This is a genomic window from Aeromonas piscicola (genome assembly GCF_000820005.1).
Classification (GTDB): domain Bacteria; phylum Pseudomonadota; class Gammaproteobacteria; order Enterobacterales; family Aeromonadaceae; genus Aeromonas; species Aeromonas piscicola.
Map to the genome: position 1 here is coordinate 1 of NZ_CDBL01000073.1, position 19,463 is coordinate 19,463.

22 protein-coding genes are annotated in these 19,463 nt (G+C 59.9%); 12 read left to right on the plus strand and 10 right to left on the minus strand.

Annotated elements, in window-relative coordinates; translation table 11 throughout:
* Positions 1-46: 46 nt before the first annotated feature.
* The 3 genes from BN1128_RS18035 to mepA are packed head-to-tail and all read right to left on the minus strand — an operon-like array spanning position 47 to position 2,190.
* On the minus strand, positions 47-781 hold the full coding sequence (locus tag BN1128_RS18035; protein WP_042871307.1) for a TPM domain-containing protein: 735 nt from the start codon (positions 779-781) through the stop codon (positions 47-49).
* Positions 778-1,383, minus strand: a complete 606-nt coding sequence (locus BN1128_RS18040) for a LemA family protein (protein ID WP_005314946.1) — start codon at positions 1,381-1,383, stop codon at positions 778-780. The genes BN1128_RS18035 and BN1128_RS18040 overlap by 4 nt, the downstream gene beginning before the upstream one ends.
* A gap of 42 nt (positions 1,384-1,425) precedes the next feature.
* Positions 1,426-2,190, minus strand: a complete 765-nt coding sequence (mepA, locus tag BN1128_RS18045; protein WP_082030473.1) for a penicillin-insensitive murein endopeptidase — start codon at positions 2,188-2,190, stop codon at positions 1,426-1,428.
* 175 nt (positions 2,191-2,365) lie between these two features.
* Here mepA and BN1128_RS18050 point away from each other — a divergent pair, with 175 nt between their 5' ends.
* Complete coding sequence (locus BN1128_RS18050) at positions 2,366-2,908, plus strand: hypothetical protein (RefSeq protein ID WP_042871309.1); 543 nt, start codon at positions 2,366-2,368, stop codon at positions 2,906-2,908.
* Between the two features lie 218 nt (positions 2,909-3,126).
* On the plus strand, positions 3,127-3,405 hold the full coding sequence (locus BN1128_RS18055; protein WP_080741091.1) for an RNA recognition motif domain-containing protein: 279 nt from the start codon (positions 3,127-3,129) through the stop codon (positions 3,403-3,405).
* 80 nt (positions 3,406-3,485) lie between these two features.
* Here BN1128_RS18055 and BN1128_RS18060 read toward each other — a convergent pair whose 3' ends face one another.
* Entirely contained in the window at positions 3,486-4,385 is a 900-nt protein-coding gene (locus BN1128_RS18060) for an aldo/keto reductase (protein ID WP_042871311.1), read from the minus strand.
* 107 nt (positions 4,386-4,492) lie between these two features.
* Here BN1128_RS18060 and BN1128_RS18065 point away from each other — a divergent pair, with 107 nt between their 5' ends.
* The 3 genes from BN1128_RS18065 (at position 4,493) to ltaE (ending at position 6,801) form a co-directional block, all read left to right on the plus strand.
* Positions 4,493-4,900 (plus strand): helix-turn-helix transcriptional regulator, encoded by a 408-nt coding sequence (locus BN1128_RS18065; protein WP_042871313.1) that lies wholly within the window; start codon positions 4,493-4,495, stop codon positions 4,898-4,900.
* A gap of 89 nt (positions 4,901-4,989) precedes the next feature.
* Positions 4,990-5,691, plus strand: coding sequence for a Rossmann-fold NAD(P)-binding domain-containing protein (locus BN1128_RS18070; protein ID WP_042871315.1), 702 nt, complete (start codon positions 4,990-4,992; stop codon positions 5,689-5,691).
* Between the two features lie 90 nt (positions 5,692-5,781).
* Positions 5,782-6,801 carry a low-specificity L-threonine aldolase gene (ltaE, locus tag BN1128_RS18075; protein WP_042871316.1) on the plus strand — a complete coding sequence of 340 codons (1,020 nt, stop codon included), beginning with the start codon at positions 5,782-5,784 and terminating at the stop codon, positions 6,799-6,801.
* Between the two features lie 72 nt (positions 6,802-6,873).
* Here ltaE and BN1128_RS18080 read toward each other — a convergent pair whose 3' ends face one another.
* The 4 genes from BN1128_RS18080 to BN1128_RS18095 form a co-directional block, all read right to left on the minus strand.
* A complete protein-coding gene (locus BN1128_RS18080; RefSeq protein ID WP_042871318.1) occupies positions 6,874-7,305 on the minus strand; it encodes a PAS domain-containing protein in 432 nt (143 codons plus the stop codon).
* Positions 7,306-7,314: 9 nt separating this feature from the next.
* Positions 7,315-8,343 (minus strand): response regulator, encoded by a 1,029-nt coding sequence (locus tag BN1128_RS18085; protein ID WP_042871320.1) that lies wholly within the window; start codon positions 8,341-8,343, stop codon positions 7,315-7,317.
* Between the two features lie 54 nt (positions 8,344-8,397).
* Positions 8,398-9,336, minus strand: coding sequence for a LysR family transcriptional regulator (locus BN1128_RS18090; RefSeq protein WP_042871323.1), 939 nt, complete (start codon positions 9,334-9,336; stop codon positions 8,398-8,400).
* 73 nt (positions 9,337-9,409) lie between these two features.
* Positions 9,410-10,111, minus strand: coding sequence for a DUF2982 domain-containing protein (locus BN1128_RS18095; RefSeq protein WP_042871327.1), 702 nt, complete (start codon positions 10,109-10,111; stop codon positions 9,410-9,412).
* A gap of 169 nt (positions 10,112-10,280) precedes the next feature.
* Between BN1128_RS18095 and BN1128_RS18100 the strand changes: the two genes are divergently transcribed.
* The 4 genes from BN1128_RS18100 (at position 10,281) to BN1128_RS18115 (ending at position 14,538) form a co-directional block, all read left to right on the plus strand.
* On the plus strand, positions 10,281-12,218 hold the full coding sequence (locus BN1128_RS18100) for a putative bifunctional diguanylate cyclase/phosphodiesterase (protein WP_042871328.1): 1,938 nt from the start codon (positions 10,281-10,283) through the stop codon (positions 12,216-12,218).
* Between the two features lie 93 nt (positions 12,219-12,311).
* Positions 12,312-13,037 (plus strand): oxygen-insensitive NADPH nitroreductase, encoded by a 726-nt coding sequence (nfsA, locus tag BN1128_RS18105; protein ID WP_042871330.1) that lies wholly within the window; start codon positions 12,312-12,314, stop codon positions 13,035-13,037.
* A 188-nt stretch (positions 13,038-13,225) separates the two neighbouring features.
* Complete coding sequence (locus BN1128_RS18110) at positions 13,226-13,990, plus strand: hypothetical protein (RefSeq protein ID WP_042871331.1); 765 nt, start codon at positions 13,226-13,228, stop codon at positions 13,988-13,990.
* A complete protein-coding gene (locus tag BN1128_RS18115) occupies positions 13,984-14,538 on the plus strand; it encodes a VOC family protein (RefSeq protein WP_042871333.1) in 555 nt (184 codons plus the stop codon). Before BN1128_RS18110 ends, BN1128_RS18115 begins: the two co-directional genes overlap by 7 nt.
* Before the next feature lie 64 nt (positions 14,539-14,602).
* Here BN1128_RS18115 and BN1128_RS18120 read toward each other — a convergent pair whose 3' ends face one another.
* On the minus strand, positions 14,603-15,817 hold the full coding sequence (locus tag BN1128_RS18120) for an MFS transporter (RefSeq protein WP_042871336.1): 1,215 nt from the start codon (positions 15,815-15,817) through the stop codon (positions 14,603-14,605).
* 93 nt (positions 15,818-15,910) lie between these two features.
* Here BN1128_RS18120 and BN1128_RS18125 point away from each other — a divergent pair, with 93 nt between their 5' ends.
* Positions 15,911-16,786: a LysR family transcriptional regulator gene (locus BN1128_RS18125; RefSeq protein WP_042871338.1), complete on the plus strand. Its 876-nt coding sequence runs from the start codon at positions 15,911-15,913 to the stop codon at positions 16,784-16,786.
* Positions 16,787-16,859: 73 nt separating this feature from the next.
* Positions 16,860-17,834, plus strand: coding sequence for an HTH-type transcriptional regulator CysB (gene cysB / locus BN1128_RS18130; protein WP_042871340.1), 975 nt, complete (start codon positions 16,860-16,862; stop codon positions 17,832-17,834).
* An 80-nt stretch (positions 17,835-17,914) separates the two neighbouring features.
* Here the strand turns inward: cysB and ribA are convergent, their stop codons facing one another.
* Complete coding sequence (gene ribA / locus BN1128_RS18135) at positions 17,915-18,508, minus strand: GTP cyclohydrolase II (protein ID WP_042871342.1); 594 nt, start codon at positions 18,506-18,508, stop codon at positions 17,915-17,917.
* A 248-nt stretch (positions 18,509-18,756) separates the two neighbouring features.
* Here ribA and cmk point away from each other — a divergent pair, with 248 nt between their 5' ends.
* A complete protein-coding gene (cmk, locus tag BN1128_RS18140; RefSeq protein ID WP_042871343.1) occupies positions 18,757-19,449 on the plus strand; it encodes a (d)CMP kinase in 693 nt (230 codons plus the stop codon).
* Positions 19,450-19,463 lie beyond the last annotated feature (14 nt).

Below are 19,463 nucleotides of genomic sequence, written 5' to 3' on the forward strand. Positions count from 1 at the left end.
GTATGAAAGAACTGTTTAGAAATCATGGTCTGTCTCTTTATTCCTGTTACCAACCACCGGAGGCACCACCGCCACCAAAACTGCCGCCGCCACCGCTGAAGCCACCGCCGCCACCTCCTCTGCCGCCGAAGCTACTGGCGCCAAAACCACCGGCCAGAAAAGCCGCGCGGCGTCGACCACCGCCACCGCCCCCACCGCCTCCGCGCAGGTTATGCAGCACTATCATCACAATCACCATCAGAATGAACAGCCAGGGACCGCCCAGCTTGTCCTCTTTCTTGGCGGTGTCCACTGGCTGATATTCACCCGCCAGTGCCTGCATGATGCTCTGGCTGCCGGCCACTACGCCCGCAACCATGTCGCCACGTTTGAAGGCGGGCAGGATCCGGATCTGGATGATGTTGGCGGCAATGGCATCGGGCAGGGCACCCTCCAGCCCATAACCTACCTCGATGCGCACCTTGCGCTCATCTTGGGCGATCAGCAGCAGCACACCGTTGTTCTTTCCCTTCTGGCCTATGCCCCAATGACGACCGAGCTGGTAGCCGTACTCCTCTATGGTCTCGCCATCCAGCGTGTCGATGGAGACCACTACCAGCTGGATGCCGCTGCGTTTTTCAAACGCGGCCAGTTGCTGGGTCAGCTGGTGGGCCTGCTTGCGGGACATCAGGTTCGCCTCGTCCACGACCCGGCCGCTGAGGGCCGGAAAGTCGGGGGCGGCTTGCAGTACTGCGGTCCAGAGCAACAGACAGGGCAGCAACCAGCGGGCAAATTTGCTCATTGGAAGCTGACCTTGGGCGCCTCTTCAGCCCCGGGTTTGGCACTGAAACTCGGTTTGGCTTCGAGATCCGAATAGAGCAGCTTGGACCAGATGACGCCGGGGAAGGTGCGGATCTCGGTATTGAACTGGCGCACCGCCTCTATGTAGTCGCGGCGTGCTACCGAGATGCGGTTCTCGGTGCCTTCCAGCTGCGCCTGCAGGGTGAGGAACTGCTGATCTGCCTTGAGATCCGGATAGCGCTCCACCACCACCATCAGCCGGGAGAGGGCACTGGAGAGTTGATTCTGGGCCGCTTCAAACTCCTTGAGCTGGGCCGGATCGCTCACCTGCACGCTGCCAACCCGGGCCCGGGCATCGGTGACCGCTTTGAGGGTCTCCTGCTCGTGGCTGGCGTAGCCCTTGACGGTGGCTACCAGATTGGGAATGAGATCGGCGCGGCGCTGATACTGATTCTCGACCTGGCCCCAGCTCGCCTTGACCTGCTCATCCAGGGTCGGAATATTGTTCATGCCGCAGCCGGTCAATCCCAGCAGCAAGGTCAGTGTCAACAGGCTCTGCGTGGTGCTGCGCCAGAGTGAAGTGGCCATCTTGTTGTTCTCCATTGAAATTTCTAGCGGATATGGGCCCACCATACCAGCTTGGGGTCAGTTGCCACAACGGGCGGGCAGGATGGGCATCTTGTTGATACCGGAGACCTTGGGTAACTGTGGCTTGTCCTTGAGCCAGGAGGCCAGCTCGGCGCCGCAGCCATTGCCGGGCGGGATCGGGGCCTGGGGCTGGCAATCCGGACTGCCGACGGGGCAGCGCAACCGCACATGAAAGTGGCTGAAGTGGCCGACCCAGGGGCGCAGTTTGGCAACCCAGAGCTCATCGGCGGCCCGTTTGCACACCTCGCCCTTGATGACGGGGTTGATAAAGATGCGGGCCACCTCGGGCTTGTTGGCAGCCAGTCGCAACAGGTTCAGTTGCTCTGGACCGAAGCGGCCCGGCAATATCCGATAGCTGGGCTCGTCGATCAGCGCCCACTCCTTGGGGGCATCCTGCTCCCACTTGCTGATGGGGCGGTTGGCCATGCGAAACCAGATGTCGGCATCCAGGCCCGTCTGGTGACTACGATGGCCCGAGGTAAAGGGGCCGCCGCGGGCCATCGCCAGATCGGCGATATAGAGATCCGGCATGCCAGCCATGCGGGTCTGGTTGGCCAGCCCCTGCAGATAGTGGATGAGGTCGGGATGACCGTAGTAACGCAGCCGCTTGCTGCGGATCACCTGATAGCCGGGCCCTGTCAGCGGCAGGGCCATGCCATTTTTGAGGCAGCCGGCCGAATAGCTGCCAATGGCTTCGGGATCGATTGGGCGAGCCCCGGTATGCAGGGCACTGGCCATGAAGAGCAGGGTGGTAGCAAGCATGAGACTCCCGACAATCACGCTAAGAGGTGGGCTCAGATAACCCCAATCATATCAAGAGTCTGGCGAGGTCGTCACCCGACTTGCCGGTCGGGTTGCATCTTGGCGTCCGGCTCCCGCACAATGCGCGACACAGCCGGGTGAGCGCACGAGAACACGAGAACATGAGGAGAACGAGATGAAGGTGAGTGAGCTGGTGGAGAAGGTGGGGCTCTGTTGCCTGATGCCTCCTGCCCGACGTTTTTATCCTGTGATGGGGGTCTTGCTGCTGGCGAGTCTGGTGACAGTGCTGGCCGCCGTCGGCCTGGGTTATCCGACGATGGGGCTGCTGCCCTGGGTGGGCGTAGTGTTTGGCGGCATAGTGCTGCTGATGATGGTGCTGCCTCGCAACTGGCAGCGCTGGCGACTGGCCGAGCTCGCCTGGGACGATGAGCGTCTCTATCTGCTCAATGGCAGCGATGACAGGGCGCTGGCACTGCCAAGAGCGGCCCTGGTTGGCATAGAGCGGGATCGCAAGGTGGGCCACGATGGCCAGTGGCTGGAGTTCAGCCTGGATCTCCGGCTCGATGGCGAGCAGCTCGCGGCGGCGACCAAACTGATGGGGCTTGGCCGTGAGGGGACCCACGAGGTCGCGCCCGGCATTTATCGCTTTGGCTTTAAACGGGCCTGGCACGGTCGCCGTGCACTCAAGGAGATACTCAAGGCGCTGCTCCCCATTTGAGCTGACTATTTTCTCGACAATCCACCTCAAAGCTCAGATACTGCCAGTGACTCGAATTGATCTTGCCTGTTCTGTTCGCCCAAGAGATCAATGACTTGAGTGAACAGAACGGGGAGTGCCTCGGCATGATGCCCTGGCAGGTCCGGCATGGAGGTTGTGCCCTTACTTCCGTGTTGGTGATTGGATAGAGAAGGCACCTTGAATCGAGAGTGGATGGCATGAAGATTTACGTAGGTAATCTGTCGTACCGGATGACGGCCGACGAACTGACAACCGTGTTCAGCCAATTTGGGCAGGTAGAAAAGGTCGATATCATCATCGATCGCGATACCGGTCAGTCCAAGGGGTTTGGCTTTATTGAAATGCCTGTCAATGGCGATGCCGAGAAGGCCATCGCCGGTTTGCATGGCACCGAAATCGGTGGCCGCACCATCACAGTCAACCAAGCCAAACCGAAGACAGATGCACCACGTGGTCGCCCCCAGCGTCATCGCTGAGTTGCCTCGATAATGCAAAACGGCATGGGTATCTCCCATGCCGTTTTTGTTGGTGCGGCGCCATGCCGCGTCACGCAGGGTCAGGGCACGTCATACCCGAGCGCCGCCTTGCGAATGCGGAACCACTGCTGGCGGTTGAGCACTATGGACTCGGCGGCCACGGCAGCGGCAATCCGTTCCCGCTTGCCTGAGCCTATCAGTGGCAACGGCTGGCTTGGCAGCATCATCACCCAGGCGTAGACCAGCTGCTCTATGTGCTGAGCGCCCACTTCATGGCGGATCTGCTCTAGCTCGGCGCGCAGCGGCGCATACTCCTGGCCGTTGAACAGGCGTCCGCCGCCGAGGCAGGACCAGGCCATGGGCTTGATGCGCAGTTGCTGGCATTGATCCAGGGTGCCATCCAGGGTGGTGCTCTGGTTCAGCGGCGAGATCTCCAGCTGGTTGGTGACCAGCGGGAAGGGCAGGCGCGACTGCAGCAGCTCGAACTGGCGAGGGGTGAAGTTGGAGACGCCGGCGTGCTTGATCTTGCCTGCCTGCCTGAGGGTGATGAAGGCATCGGCTACTTCGTCGGCATCCATCAGGGGATCGGGGCGGTGGATCAGCAGCAGATCCAGATAGTCGGTGCCGAGCTTTTGCAAGGAGGCCTCGGCGCTGGCGATGATGTGTGCCTTGCCGGTGTTGTAGTGGTTGAGGGTATGTTCCGGCTTGGCGGTGAGGGCGATGCCGCACTTGCTGACGATTTCCATCCGCTCGCGCAGTGAGGGCTCGAGACGCAGGGCCTTGCCGAACGCCTCCTCGCACTGGTAACCGCCGTAGATGTCGGCGTGATCCAGGGTGGTCACTCCCAGGTCCAGGTGGTACTTCATCAGGTCGAGCAGTGCGGCCGGGGAGAGTTGCCACTCCATCAGACGCCAGTAGCCCATGATGAGGCGGGAGAAGGTCGGGCCCTGATCGTGCAGGACGACGCGAGATACAGACATGAGTGACTCCTTGGGAAATTAATGCTGCCTGCATCTTGGTCTCTTCTGCCTGGCAAGGCAATAATGCGGCTTTTGTTCACTCGAACTTTGGTTCTGACGGGATACGTATGGAAGGATTTGCCGAGCGGTTGCGGAGTCTGATCGGGGCGGGCAGCATCAGCGCGTTTGCGCGTAAAGTCGGCTTGAGTGAAGCCCTGATCCGCAAATATCTGAAGGGGGCCGAGCCCGGCCTTGGCAAGGCAAACCAGATCGCCATGGGGGCCAACTGCTCGCTGGAGTGGCTTGCCACCGGTTGTGGCTATCTTTACCGACAGGCAGAAGTGGTGGATCGGGAGGCGCTGGCCGCCGCAGGCACCCTGCTGCAGGAGCTGGTTCCCGAGCAATTCCTGCCTGATGAAAGGCAACTGGTCACCCTGCTTGCCTACTATCAGTTCTTGCGCAGCCACAAGAAGGCCGACGGCTTTCTGGATCTGGCGCTGGCGCGCGAATTTGGCAAGCACCTCAATGAGGCATAAACCCGGATGGGCATAGCCGGCCAACTCTTGGCGGCAGGCGGTTATTTTCTGATAACCTCTAAACAGACGGCAGATCCGGGGAGAGGGCGATGGGCTATCTGATCTTGGGCAGTGGTGGATTGGGCACGGCGCTGGCCAGGGAGCTGTCGGCCCGGGGCGAGGAGCTGGTGCTGGCGGGCAGGCAACTGCCAAAAGGGCTGGATCCGGCCTGCTACTTCCCGTTGCAGGAGGTAGACCCACTCTCCTTTGATGCGCTGTTCACCCTCTATGACACAACCACGCTGCCGAGCGTGGTGATCAACACCATAGGTCTGCTGCACGACATCAACTTCATGCCGGAGCGGCGGGTGGAGGAGGTCAATCCCAAGTGGCTGTGCGACAGCCTGCTGGCCAATGCCTGGCCACATCTGGCCCTCGGCGCCTGCCTGAGCCGCCGCATGACCCCGGATGCCAGCTTGTGGCTCTGTTCTCTCTCCGATCTGGCCGGCAGCCTGACCGCCAATGCGACGGGCAGCCGCTACAGCTACCGGATGAGCAAGGCGGCCCTCAACATGGGGGCCAGGACGCTGGCGCTCGAATGGCGGGACCGCTTCCCCGGCGCCGGGGTGATCACAGTACACCCGGGCTCCATGGATACCCCCATGAACCAGCCCTTTCTCCATGAGCTGGCCCCCGCCAGCCTGCAGGATCCGGCATGGGTCGCCCCCCGTTTGCTGGATCTGATCGCCGGTTTGTCGATGGCGCAATCCGGCGCCTTTGTGGATCTGCAGGGGCAGCCGCTGCCCTGGTAGGCGGTCACCGGGCTCACATTCCAGAAACTCCCTGCTTGCCAAGCCCGCCCGGGCTGGCTAACGTCGTCCTCCTGCACCAGGAGGGATGTCATGCGCTATATCGATTTACGAAGTGATACGGTCACCCAGCCCACGGATGCCATGCGTCAGTGCATGCTCCATGCCGAGGTCGGGGACGATGTCTATGGGGAAGATCCGGGCGTCAATGCGCTGGAAGCCTATGGCGCCGACCTGCTTGGCAAGGAGGCCGCGCTGTTCGTGCCATCCGGCACCATGTCCAACTTGCTGGCGGTGATGAGCCATTGCCAGCGTGGGGAAGGGGCCGTGCTGGGCTCGGCAGCCCATATCTACCGCTACGAGGCGCAGGGTTCTGCCGTGCTGGGGTCGGTAGCCCTGCAACCCGTGCCCATGCAGGCCGATGGCTCGCTGGCGCTGGCGGATGTGCGGGCGGCCATCGCCCCTGACGATGCCCATTTTGCCCAGACCCGTCTCGTCTGCCTCGAAAACACCCATAACGGCAAGGTGCTTCCCCTGTCTTATCTGCGCGAGATGCGCGAGTTTGTCGACGAGCATGGCTTGCAGTTGCACCTGGACGGCGCGCGTCTGTTCAACGCCGTGGTGGCGAGTGGCCATACGGTGCGCGAGCTGGTCGCGCCGTTTGACAGTGTCTCCATCTGCCTCTCCAAGGGGCTGGGGGCACCGGTGGGCTCGCTGCTGGTGGGTTCCCATGCCTTCATCGCCCGTGCCAGAAGGCTACGCAAGATGGTGGGGGGCGGCATGCGTCAGGCAGGGATCCTGGCCCAGGCCGGCCTGTTTGCCCTGCAGCAGCATGTGGTGCGTCTCGCAGACGATCATCGCCGTGCCAGACGGCTGGCCGAGGGTCTGGCGGCGCTGCCCGGCATCAGGCTGGATCTGGCCCAAGTGCAGACCAACATGGTGTTCCTGCAACTGACGAGTGGCGAGAGTGCACCCTTGCTGGCCTTCATGAAGGAGCGGGGGATCCTCTTCTCCGGTTATGGTGAGTTGCGGCTGGTGACTCATCTGCAGATCCACGATGATGACATCGAAGAGGTGATCGACGCCTTTACCGAGTACCTCGGAGCGCATTGATACGGATTGCTCACTACCGAAACAACACAGGGCGCTGCGGCGCCCTGTTTCATTGCTGAATGATGTTGTTCGTCACGCCTGTCGCTGGCCTGTCATCAACATGGCCTCATCGGTGGCATCGTAGATCATCACGGCGATATGGGTCACCTGACCACCAAAATCGGCCAGCGGCACCAGGGTCAGATTCTGGAACATGTGGGGGGCCGAACCCGTGATGGGGCGATAGTTGGAGAAGCGCAGCAGATAGGGTTTCTGCTCCCAGGTGCTGAAGGCGCGATTGTTGAGCTTGAACACCATATTGGCCTTGCGTTCGAACCAGGCCCTGTCCACGTCGGGGAAGAGATCAAACAGCACGCCATCGCGCACCTCACCGGCCAACCTGCCGCTGTGGCTCTCCATGAAGCCGTTCCACACCTGTACTCTGTACTCTTTGTCGAGCACCACCAGCCCCACGTCCAAGTTCTGGACTATGTTCATCAGCCAATGAAATTCACGAATTTCCATGGTCACTCCCTAGAGCATGTGCATGATTTTGTTGTTCATGGTGGCGATGGAATCTTCGGTAAACAGCAGCAGCAGGTCACACTGCACCGCGTAATCCTGGATCCGGTAGTTGATCTCGATGGCCAGGGTGCGGCGCCAGCGGCTCTTGTTGGTGTTGATGAGATCCTTGATGGGCCTGTGCTGGCCGAGCACCACAGGGTGACCTTGGCTGAAAGGTGTATCGAGCTGGCTGGCGTAACCGCGCAGGAAGGCACCGATCAGCACGTTGGCGGTATCCATCAAGAGCTCCAGTTCGGCATTGCGATCCAGCGCGCCCTGATGCTTCATCAGCCGGGCCAGATCCTTGAAGCTGGAGTCGTGAAACAGGATCAGTGCTTCGCCGGCGATCCCCGCCCCGATGAAGCCCTGGCAGACGGCGGAGAGGGTATCCGAATCGGCGGCGGCCGAGAGTGCCATGTGCAGCTCGGAGACTTCCAGCACGTTGACGTTGGGGATGGGCAGCACCACGAAGGCGTTGAGCAGACGGGCCAGCAGGTCGGCGGCCTGGCCCATGGAGACGTTGGCGAGCTCCTGATAAACGTCGCGGATCTCGGGGGTGATCTTGACGCCAATATCGGCATCAGGCTCACCTGCCGTCAGGCCTTCAAGCAAGGCGGACGCCGGGGCGACGCCATTGGGTTGCCATAAACCGTGTTGCCTGAGCAGGGCGTTCAGGGTCTCGGGGGCGGCGGGTTTCTTGATGAAATCGAGGGCGCCCAGGCTCATGACCCTTTGATGCGCCTCGGGCTGGATGTCGCCAGAGACGACGAATACCTTGTTGCGCAGCCCTTCCTGTTGCAGGGTCTCCAGCACCCCGTAGCCGTCCATCTCCGGCATGGTCAGATCCAGAAAGATCAGATCGCCATGCCCCATCAGCACCTGTTCCACCCCTTCGAGCCCGTTTGCGGCGTAATGCAGTGTCACATCCCAGTCGGAAGGAAGGGCGCGGGCCAGCTGTTTACGAGCGAATCCTGAGTCATCACATATCAATACATTCATAGTGTTAGGCTGGCCTGGTTAACGAGGATTGCTATAAGTGTGGCCCGCTGACGGTCAGATGCAATGGGACAGACTGGTTGCCGGTGAAAATTGGTTGTCCCATTGGTGGTTCCGGTAGCGCGCTGAGTATTTTTCAACAAATTCAGCGAACATCTTAACACGCAGCGGAGCGAACTCAGGCTGGCAGCGCAACATATAGAAGGGGCGATTGCCGGTTTTCCAGTCAGGCAGCACGGCGACCAGTTGCTCATCCTGCAGGAAGGGGTGTACGTAGTGGCGCGGTGCGTTGACTATCCCCAGATGCCGTCTGGCGGCCCTGACCGCCGCCTGGGTCTGGTTGACTGTGAGCTTGGCGGCGCGCTTGATCTGCACTGTCTGTTCGTCCCGTCCGGTCAGTTGCCAGTGTTGATGGGGCCAGCAGTAGATCAGGGAGTGCTCCTCCAGCTGGGCCGGGTGAGCCGGTGTGCCCATCTTCTCCAGATAGAGTCTGGAGGCGAACAGGCCGTATTCGATGTGACCGAGACACTGGGCATTGGTCATGGATTGCGGCAGTTCACCGTTGAAGAACACCAGATCCCGATCGTTGTCGAGCAGGTGCTGATGATCGTTGGTCTGGGTGATGTCGAACCGCACCGCCGGGTAGTGCAGGCCAAAATCCGCCAGCATGTCGACCAGTATGGTGTTGGAGAGCGCGATGGGTGCGGCGAGGCGGATCACCCCGTTGATGTCGGCTTCCCGGCCCTGGATTTCACCCGTGGCCTGTTCAATCTCGGCCAGCGGGGTGCATAGACGCTCGTAATATCTGAGCCCGTCGTCGGTGAGGCGAAGTTTGCGGGTGGATCTGTGTAGCAAGGAACAGCCGAGCTGCTCTTCCAGCTGAGAAATACGTCGACTGATGGTGCCGGTAGGCATGCCCAGTGCGGCAGCCGCGTGGGAGAAGCCTCCCTCTTGCACCACCTTGACGAACAGATAGAACTCTTCGATGTACTTCATAAGCGGTGTTCTGGGTGTAACAAGGCAGTGACCTTAAAAAGAGCCGACCGCCTTGGCAAGTGCAATCCGGCGTTTAATTGATCTGGATTAGATTCGACTCCCGCTGGTATTGAAGCAACAGACGGACAAATTCGGCCGGATCCCGGTCCAGGCTGTTGTCCGGCACCAGCAGATCGTAACCGAGCAGGTCGCGCAAGCGGGTCATGCGATTGGCCAGCATGGCGATCACCCCCTCGTAGCGCTGACCAGACGGGGAACGAAAGTGGCTCTCTTCCAGCAATCCCTCTCCCTGAAAGGCATCACCGCAGCCGCCGTTGGCACAATCTTGCCGTTCACTGCGCAGGGCTTGCAACAGTACGGCCCGCTGCTCGGTCAGCAGGCGCACGGCCAATCTGGGTGTGATCAATGTCAAAAAATCGTCGTAATCTTTTATCTTCAAACCTATGTAGGGCAGGGCGACCAGATCCCAGCCCAGATGAATGCGTGGTTGGTCAATACGTTGAATATTTCTCCATTTCAGGATCCAACCGCCGTATTTATGGTGATATTGCAAACAATCGTGACAGAGCGAGAGGCTGAAATGGGGTTCAACCAGCTTCAATGAGCCGATAAATATCATCATCAGACCCGCCAACAGACCGGAGACGAAGGGGATTAGTGGTTGTTCACGGAATAAAAAAAGTATAAAAATCATAGTAATGGTTACTAAGATGCCCAACACTATCAAAGTGAGTCCGTTTTTCCTGACCATGGGTTTCACATGTAGCGTTTTCATATGAAGTCAGCCCTTGTGCGCATGCTTATTTCCAGATTATGGGCTGGATCCGATTTTGTACCAGCATCGGGCGTCCCGAGAGGGCGTCTTGTTGCAGGGTTTCCCTGTGATCACACATGATGAATCACCATATTAGATGAATACGCTAGACGAACGGTTATTAAACGGGATGGATGTGCTGCATACCCCGATCTGGGTTTATGACATCCGGCACCATCATATCTACTGGGCCAACCGCACCGCATTGGGGGTGTGGGAAGCCAGCTCGCTTGCCGAGCTGCAATCGCGTGATTTCTCGGCCGACATGGCCGATGCCATCGACTTGTTGCTGCAGCGCTATCTCGGTGATTTTCAGCAGGGGCGCAGCTACAGCGAGTGGTGGACCCTCTCGCCCAGGGGCGTCAAGAAGCAGATCTATTTGCGGTTGTCCGGTATTCAGCTGGCCGGCCGCTTGATGATGATGACGGAGGCGGTGATCGACGCCGATACCCTCTATCAGGAGTCCTCCCTCGCCACCGGCGACACCCTGGCCTGCCTGTTTGACAATCAGGGAGGGCTGGAGAGTGGCAATCACCATTTCGACATGTGTTTCGGTGACCAGGTCAGCCAGCTCTCCCAGGTGTTTTCCGGCAACGACGAAGCCTTCTACCAGAAGCTTTCCCGACTCGACGAAGTCGTGGCCGAGGGGGAGTGCCGGACGCTCAAGGGAATGCGCTGGTTCCAGTATCAGTTCCGTCATATCCAGCAGGGGGCGCAGATCCTGCTCACCATGCGCGACATCACGGATCGCAAGCTGGAGGAGCTGGAACACCGCCATCTGGCCTGGCACGACTCGCTGACCGGGTTGCTCAACCGTTATGGCTTGATGAAGTCCCTCGAGGCATATTGCGGTCTGGGTGGGCGTTTCGCGCTGGTGTTCATGGATCTGGACAACTTCAAGCTGGTCAACGACAACTATGGCCACAAGGCCGGCGATCGGCTGCTGGAGCGGGTGGCCGGTCGGCTCAAGCAAGTTTGCCCGCGGGATGTGGAGCTGGCGCGCCTCGGCGGAGATGAGTTCACGGCCCTGGTGCCGCTGACGCACTCCAGCGATCGGGCGCAGGAAGTGGCCGATCTCATGCTCTCCCAGATGACCAAGCCGCTGCAGTTGAGCGGGGTGCCCGAGGTGACCATAGGCGGCAGCATAGGTATCGCCATCTACCCGGACGATGCGGATGACGGCGACAACCTGATCACCCGCGCCGACATGGCCATGTATCAGGCCAAGCAGATGGGACGCCTGCGCTGGCAGCGTTTCACCCCCAGCATGCAGCAGACCCTGCACCGCAAACTGACCCTGAAGCAGTTTTTGGCCAAGGCCATAGGTCGGCAGGAGCTGAGCCTCTGCTACCAGCCCCAGGTGGATGTGGCAAAGGGCAGGTTGCTCGGTTACGAGGCCCTGCTGCGCTGGCACAACCCTGTGCTCGGTCATGTCTCGCCGGTGGAGTTCATTCCGCTGGCCGAGGAGATGGGTCTGATCCGGGAGATCGGCAGCTGGGTGCTCTCGACGGCACTGGCGCAGATGGCGCATTGGCAGCAGCAGTGGCGGGTGCGGGTGCCGGTTTCGGTCAATCTGTCCGGGTTTCAGCTCTCCTCCTCCTTGCCGGAACTGGTGGCCCAGCAGCTCAAAGCGTATGGCGTGGATGCCGGCCTGCTGACCCTGGAGCTGACCGAGACTGTCCTTATGCTGGACATGAAAGGCTGCATCGAGATCCTCGATGCCCTGAGCGAGCAGGGCATCAAGATCGCCATCGATGATTTTGGTACCGGCTATTCGTCTCTGGCCTACCTGAACCGACTGCCGATCGACACCATCAAGCTGGATCGCTCGTTCGTGGTGGGGCTGAACCTGCCGGTGATCCGCGCCACCGTCGCCATGGCAACCAGCCTGGGGCTCGGCATTATGGCCGAAGGGGTGGAGGATGAGCACGAGCTCGCCGCGCTGCGAGCCCAGGGTTGTCACGTGTTTCAGGGTTTTTTGTTCAGCAAGCCGATGACGGTGGAGCAGGTGGAGGCCCGCGCCTTTCTGGTTCGCTGCAAGGCGGGCGACTATCCGCTGGCGGGATAGGGCCAAGGATGTGCCTCTGTCATCGTTAGTTGCGAGGGGCCTTGGGCCCCTCTGTTTTTTTGGGTAGAGTGTGGGCTTCTTCCTGGAGGCATCATGAACCCGACCATCGACCTTATTCTCGCCCATAGATCCATTCGTCAATTTACCCCGGAACCCATCACGGCGAGCCAGCTCGACCAGATCCTGAGCGCGGCCCAGTCTGCCTCCAGTTCCAGTTTCCTGCAGGCCAACAGCATCATACGGGTGACCGACATGGCCCTGCGCGCCCGGCTCGCCGAGCTGGCGGGGCATCAGGCTTATGTGGCCGAGGCGGCCGAGTTTCTGATGTTCTGCGCCGATTATCATCGCCACGCCCAAATCGTGCCGGATGCCCAGACAGGTTTTGTCGAGCAACTGCTGATCGGTGCCATCGATGGCGCCTTGATGGCCCAGAATGCCCTGCTGGCCGCCCAATCGTTGGGATTGGGCGGCGTCTACATCGGCGGCATTCGCAATAATCCGGTCGCCGTGAGTGAGGCGTTGGGGCTGCCCCGTCAGGTGATCCCCTTGTTTGGGCTCTGTCTGGGCCATCCGGCGCAGGCTCCCGAGCAGAAACCCCGCTTGCCCCGGGCGCTGGTGGTGCACGAAAACCGCTATCAGGCCGAGCTGGATCGCCCCTTGCTGGCACAATACGATCAGCAGATAGAGGCCTACTATCAGGCCCGCAGCAGCAATAACAAGCAGCAGACCTGGAGCAGCCAGATCCGGGGTATCCTCGGCAAGGAGGCGCGCCCCTTCATGCAGGAATTCCTGCAATCGAAAGGGTTCAACCTCAAGTAATGGGCCCGATGGGCGATACTATGAGGTAATGGCAGTGTTGCCATTGCTGCGTGATCCTGATCTCCGCTGTCGATTTGTGGCCCCAGAGCGCAATAAATCGTGGGTAAGCGCGGCGGTGCGGACTACCTTAAGTGGGTAAGCTGTTGTAGGATCACGCAATTGGATTGGGACAGGAGTTTGAACATCCTATGATTTTAACCTTGGTATTGCTGTCTATTGGCGCACTCCTGTTTCTGGTGATCGCCTATAACGTGATGCAGCAATATAAGCAGAAGGCAGAGGCCGACAAGCGCCATGCCATCGCTCGTCATAAGGCAGTGGCGGATGAAACCGAAGAGGTGCTGCTGAATGTCAACTTGGTGCCCTTCTCCAAGAACATAGTGCTGTTGCTGCAACACCGCATTCTGGATGCGTACCGGGCGATTGCCCTGGTGATGCCCAATGGCCAGATCAAGCAGCGCATCGCCGACGTGCAGACCCAGATCAAGAATGTGCAGGAGAATTACAGCAATCAGGATGAGGGGCACTTCAAGACGCCCGAATCCGACCGCCAGGCCATTCAGATGCTGCAACTGGTCAAGAAGATGCGGGCCGTGCTGCGGGTCGAGCACAACAAAGGCAAGATAGATCCCCACGGTTTTGCCCAGGAGGAGCGTCGCCTCGAGCTGATGCAGCTCAAGATCAACATTTCCAATCTGGTCAAGCGGGCCATGGATGCCCAGATCCAGGGGCAATATGGCACCTGTCGTCAGCTCTATACCAAGGGGCTCTCTGCATTGGCCGGGGTGTCTGACAAGGATCCCTATCTGATGGCCCGTGAAGAAGACATGCGTCAGGGGCTTGCCGGACTGGATGCCCATCTGCAGCAGCACAGCGAGAAGGAGCTGCAGAACATCAAGGATAAAGAGGCGGACGAGCTGGACGTCCTGTTCCAACCCAAGAAGAAATGGTGATTATGTCCCACCCACTCGATACCACACTGGGGCCCATGGCCCCATTTGTTTGCCAGATGCTGACTGAACTGGCGCAACGGGACGTCCATGTCGACCCCATCAACGTTGACCACCTCTGTTACCGCGCGGACACGCTGGTCGAATATCAGGCCCTGAAACAGACCCTGGCGGCGCACGGTGCCCTACTGGTGGAAGGCATGATAGGGGGGCGCCCCATTGCCACCTACCAGTTGCATCATCCCGTGCACTGCGGCGACGTCAGCGTGCCCTGCATCGAACTGGCGGCGCCCAAACTGGGGCGCAGTCATCAGGCGGGGCTGGAGCACATAGAGCTGGTGGTGCCGTCACTGCCCTCGCTGGTGGCTGCGCATTCCGATGTGCCGTTCAAGACTGGCAACATGGATGATCTCCGCAACCCTGACGTGGGTTTGATGCTGACATCGGGCCAGATCAAGTTTCACCTGCGCTCTTTGGCCGATGTGATCGAGGAAGAGCTGCACACTGGCGCCGTGGTGCCTGTGCCCACCGATTATTACGACAACATCTGATTGATGCGAGAGCGGGTGCCCCTTAATGATGATGCAGTGTCAGTGTGGGAGCCGCTACCAGTGATTACGACGGTGTATGACAGGAGAGGGGGCGGGTGGTACGTCCCTTCAAGTGACCGAGCCAGAGGCTCAAGCCCGCGGTGATCACCAGCACCAGCTCGATGCCGAGCACCAATCCCCCCAAGCCACCCCGCTCCCAGAAGGGGTGCAGGTAGAGGCCTCCCAGGCTGGCACCCAGATAATACCCCACCAGATAGAGTGACGAGGCGAGCGCCCGGTTGTGTTCCACGTGCTGGCCGACCCAGGCACTGGCACAGGCGTGGGCGAGAAAGAACCCGAAGCTAGAGATGAGCAGCCCCGTCAATATGGCTGCCAGCGAGCCGTGCAACAGCAGTGCACTGCCCAGCGCCATCAGCGAGATCCCCGCCAGCAGCAGGCGCTGTGCCCCCCAGCGGTGAGCGCAGCGACCACTCAGGGAGGAGGCGATCGTGCCCGACAGATAGGTCAGGAAGAGCATGCCGAGCCACTGGGTGGGCAGGGAGAAAGGGGCCTTGGCCAGCAGGAAGGTGAGGTAGCTGTATTGGTTCAAAAACACCATGAAGTTGAGCCCGCCGATGAGGTAGGCACCGACCAGCAGCGGGTTGCCGAGGTGGCTGCTGATGGCCTGCCGGAACTGTCCCGGCTCGGCGATGACGGGCACGAAACGGGTCTGGGCAGGCAATAACCAGATGACGAGGGGCAGCAGGGCCAGGCTTATCAGGCCGATGCCGAGAAAGGTGTGCTGCCAGTCGCCAAACCAACCGGCCAGCAGACCGCCGACGACCCGGCCTGCGATTCCGCCGAGCGAGTTGGCGGCGATATAGACTCCGACGGCGGAGAGCAGGGCGCGCTTGCTGAACTCTTCTCCCATATAGGCGATGGCAGTGGCAGGCAATCCGGCCAGCAACACCCCTTGCAGTATCCTCAGCAGCAACAGCGATTCAAACTGGTGCACCAGGCTGATGAGTAGAGAGAGCAGGATGGCACCGGCCAGGCTCCACAGCATGATCCGGCGCCGGCCGAACCTGTCCGCGAGACGGGCGCAGAGCAGCAGCGAGGCGGCCAGACCTGCGGTGCAGCCGGCCAGTGTCCAGCCTGCCGCCAGTGAGCTGACGGAGAAGACATCCGCCAGCAGTGGCAGCAGGGGATGGGTCTGGTAGAGGTTGAGAAACACCAGGAAGGAACCCAGGCTCAGGGCCAGGGTGGCGCGTATCCATTCGCGGCTGCCTACTTCGATCATATGCGATTGTCCTGACGGCTTTTGTGCAGAGTAGTGCGCCGCAGAGCATAAATATAATATATTTAAGTTATACAACTAATAAGATTAATTGATATGGATTTGAAACAGCTCACCTATTTGCTGGCGGTACGAGATGCCGGTTCCTTCACCAGGGCGGCCAATGGCCTGCATGTGGCCCAGCCCGCCATCAGCATGGCCATCGCCAAGCTGGAGCAGCAGCTCGAGTTGCGGCTGTTTGACCGGCAGGATCGCACAGTGCGGCTCACCCCGGAGGGGGAGGTACTCTGCCGCCATGCCGAACGGCTGTTGTTGCAGATGCATCAGGCTGAAGCCGAGATGGCCGAACTGAAAGGGCTGGAGCGTGGCGAGGTGCGTATCGGCATTCCCTACATGATGGGCTCATACTACTTTCCTCCGATCCTGATGGCCTTCAAGCATCGCTATCCCGGCCTCAAGATCCGGGTGGAGGAGGCTGGCTCGCGTGAGCTGCTGAGCCGCATGGTGGATGGCACCCTGGATCTCGCCATCCTGATCACCAGCGATCTGCCGCCGGCGCTGGAAGGGGCCCAACTGCTGCGTGAAGAGATGCTGATGGTGGTGGGGGAGGAGCACCCGTTGCGGCAGGCCCCGGCCGTCTCCCTGACCCAGTTTTTCGGCCAGGAGCTGGCCATGTTCCGGCGCGGTTTCTACCACCGCGAGCACATGGAGGCATTGGCGCAGGGGCTGGGCTGTGAGCCCAATATCGCCTTCGAGAGCAACCTTATCCCGCTGCTCAAGGCGGTGGTGAAGCAGGGTTTTGCGGTGACCACCTTCCTGCGGATGGTGCTGGACGAGGAGACGGCCTTGACCGGAGTGCCGTTTGCTCCGCCCATTTTCCTCGATCTCTGCGTGGCGTGGCGACGGGGGGATCCGCTCTCCATGGCGAACCGCGCCTTGCGGGATTTTTTGCTGGCGCAAGCCCGGCCATAAATGGCCAAGAAGGAAAGGCTATCAGGCAAAAGTTTGTTAGTATTAGTTCAAGTAGCCTTTAGAGCCTAACATCATGAAACTCCAACAGTTGCGTTATATCGTTGAGGTTGCCAACCACAGATTGAATGTGTCGGCAACGGCAGAGAGTCTCTATACCTCTCAGCCAGGGATCAGCAAGCAGGTGCGCATGCTGGAAGATGAGCTGGGGATCCAGATTTTCGAGCGCAGTGGCAAGCATCTGACCCAGATCACACCGGCAGGACGGGATGTGATCAAGATAGCCAACGAGATCCTGGGCAAGGTAGAGAGCATCAAGGCGGTGGCGAGTCAGCATACTCACCCCGAGCAGGGCACGCTTCATATCGCGACCACCCATACCCAGGCCCGCTATGCGTTGCCAGATGTGATCAAGGGGTTCATCAAGCGCTTTCCCAAGGTCTCCCTGCACATGCACCAGGGCACCCCGACCCAGATCAGCGAAGCCGTGGTCAAGGGCCAGGCCGACTTTGCCATCGCCACCGAGGCGCTGCACCTGTACGAAGATCTCATCATGCTGCCTTGCTACCACTGGAATCGCAGCGTGATCGTGCCCAAGGGCCACCCTCTGACCCAGGTTGGCAAGCTCTCCATTGCCGATATTGCCCGCTTTCCGCTGGTGACCTATGTGTTCGGCTTCACCGGCCGCTCCGAGCTGGATACCGCCTTCAACCGGGCCGGGTTTGAACCCAACATCGTCTTCACCGCCACCGATGCCGACGTGATCAAGACCTATGTTCGATTGGGTGTCGGGATAGGGGTGATGGCGACCATGGCGCTGGATCAGCAGGTTGATACCGATCTGGTGGCGCTCGATGCCAGCCACCTGTTCGCCCACAGCACCACCAAGATAGGGTTTCGCAAAGGCTCCTTCCTGCGCACCTACATGTATGACTTCATGACCCGTTTCGCCCCGCACCTGACTCGGGATGTGGTGGAACGCGCCATCGCACTGCGCTCCAGTGACGATGTGGATGCCATGTTTGCCGATATCGAGCTGCCCATCCGTTAGCGTGGCCAGCCACAGTGTCTGCCAACAAAAACGCCTCCCGATGGGAGGCGTTTTTTATGCCGGCGAGTGGCGATCCAGGATCATTTCTTGAACAGGTGATCCAGCTTGCTCGCCTTGGTCGCGAGATAAAACTCGTTGTGGGGATTGCGCCCTTCCTGCAGGGGAACCCGCTCCGTCACCGGAATGCCAAAGCTTTCCATCGCCTTCATTTTGCGCGGGTTGTTGGTCATCAGACGCAAACTGGTGACATGCAACGCCTTGAGCATGTCGGCGCAGATGGTGTAGTCGCGCATGTCGGCGGCAAAGCCCAGCGCCACATTTGCTTCAACGGTATCGGCGCCCTGATCCTGCAGGTGGTAGGCCCGGATCTTGTTGAGCAGGCCTATGCCGCGCCCTTCCTGGCGTACGTACAGCAAGACGCCACGACCGGCCTTGGCGATGTTTTCCATGGCGGCCTGCAATTGGAAACCGCAGTCGCAGCGCAGGCTGAACAGGGCGTCTCCGGTCAGGCACTCAGAGTGAATGCGACCCAGCACAGGCTCATCACCCGTGATATCGCCCATCACCAGCGCAGCATGATCCTTGCCAGTACCGGTTTCTTGAAAACCTACCAGCGTGAAGGTGCCCCAGGGGGTCGGCAACTTGGATTTGGCCACGAGGGTAACGCTGCTCATAGGTTGCTCCTTACTACAGCTGCTTAAAAAGGGCGGCCAGTTTAGCGCGCCTTGTCCATAACAACCATAAGAACAAAACCTTGTACTGTTTAATGACTTGAGTCGCTGTATGCAAACCATGCGATCGCGACGGCTTCTGCGCAAATGTGCGCCCTGATGACTGCCAGACTCGGCACATTTGGGTATAATCGGCGCCCATTACCCCATCCCTTCCGGGATGTGTGCAACAAGTGTGCAGGAGAGAAGTTATGCCTCAGATGGCCCCCGTGATGACAATCGATGGCCCGAGTGGTGCCGGTAAAGGTACTCTGTGCCAGTTGCTGGCTGAGAAACTGGGTTGGCACCTGCTCGATTCCGGCGCCATCTACCGGGTGTTGGCCCTGGCTGCCTTGCACCATGATGTGGAACTAGATTCTGAAGCCGCACTGGTCCCACTGGCTGCCAATCTGGATGTGCAATTCCAAGTGGACAGCGAGCAGGTCAAGGTGGTGCTGGAAGGGGAGGATGTCTCCCGTACCATTCGTACCGAAGAGGTGGGCAATGCCGCGAGCAAAATTGCCGCCTTCCCGCGGGTACGCGAAGCCCTGCTGCGCCGTCAGCGCGCATTTCGTCAGGCACCGGGTCTGATCGCCGACGGACGTGACATGGGAACCGTGGTTTTCCAGGAGGCCGAGGTGAAGATTTTCCTCGACGCCAGTGCGGAAGAACGCGCCCAGCGCCGCTATAAGCAGTTGCAAGATAAGGGCTTTGATGTTAACTTTGAGCGTCTTTTAACCGAGATTCGGGAACGTGACGATCGCGACAGAAATCGCGCCGTAGCGCCCCTTAAACCGGCAGAAGATGCTCTCGTGGTGGATTCTACCGCCATGACCATAGATGAAGTGCTGGCAACGGTACTCGCCTATGCAGAGCAACAACTTGGTGATGCCAGCGCGAGCTGACATCCGGTCGTCTG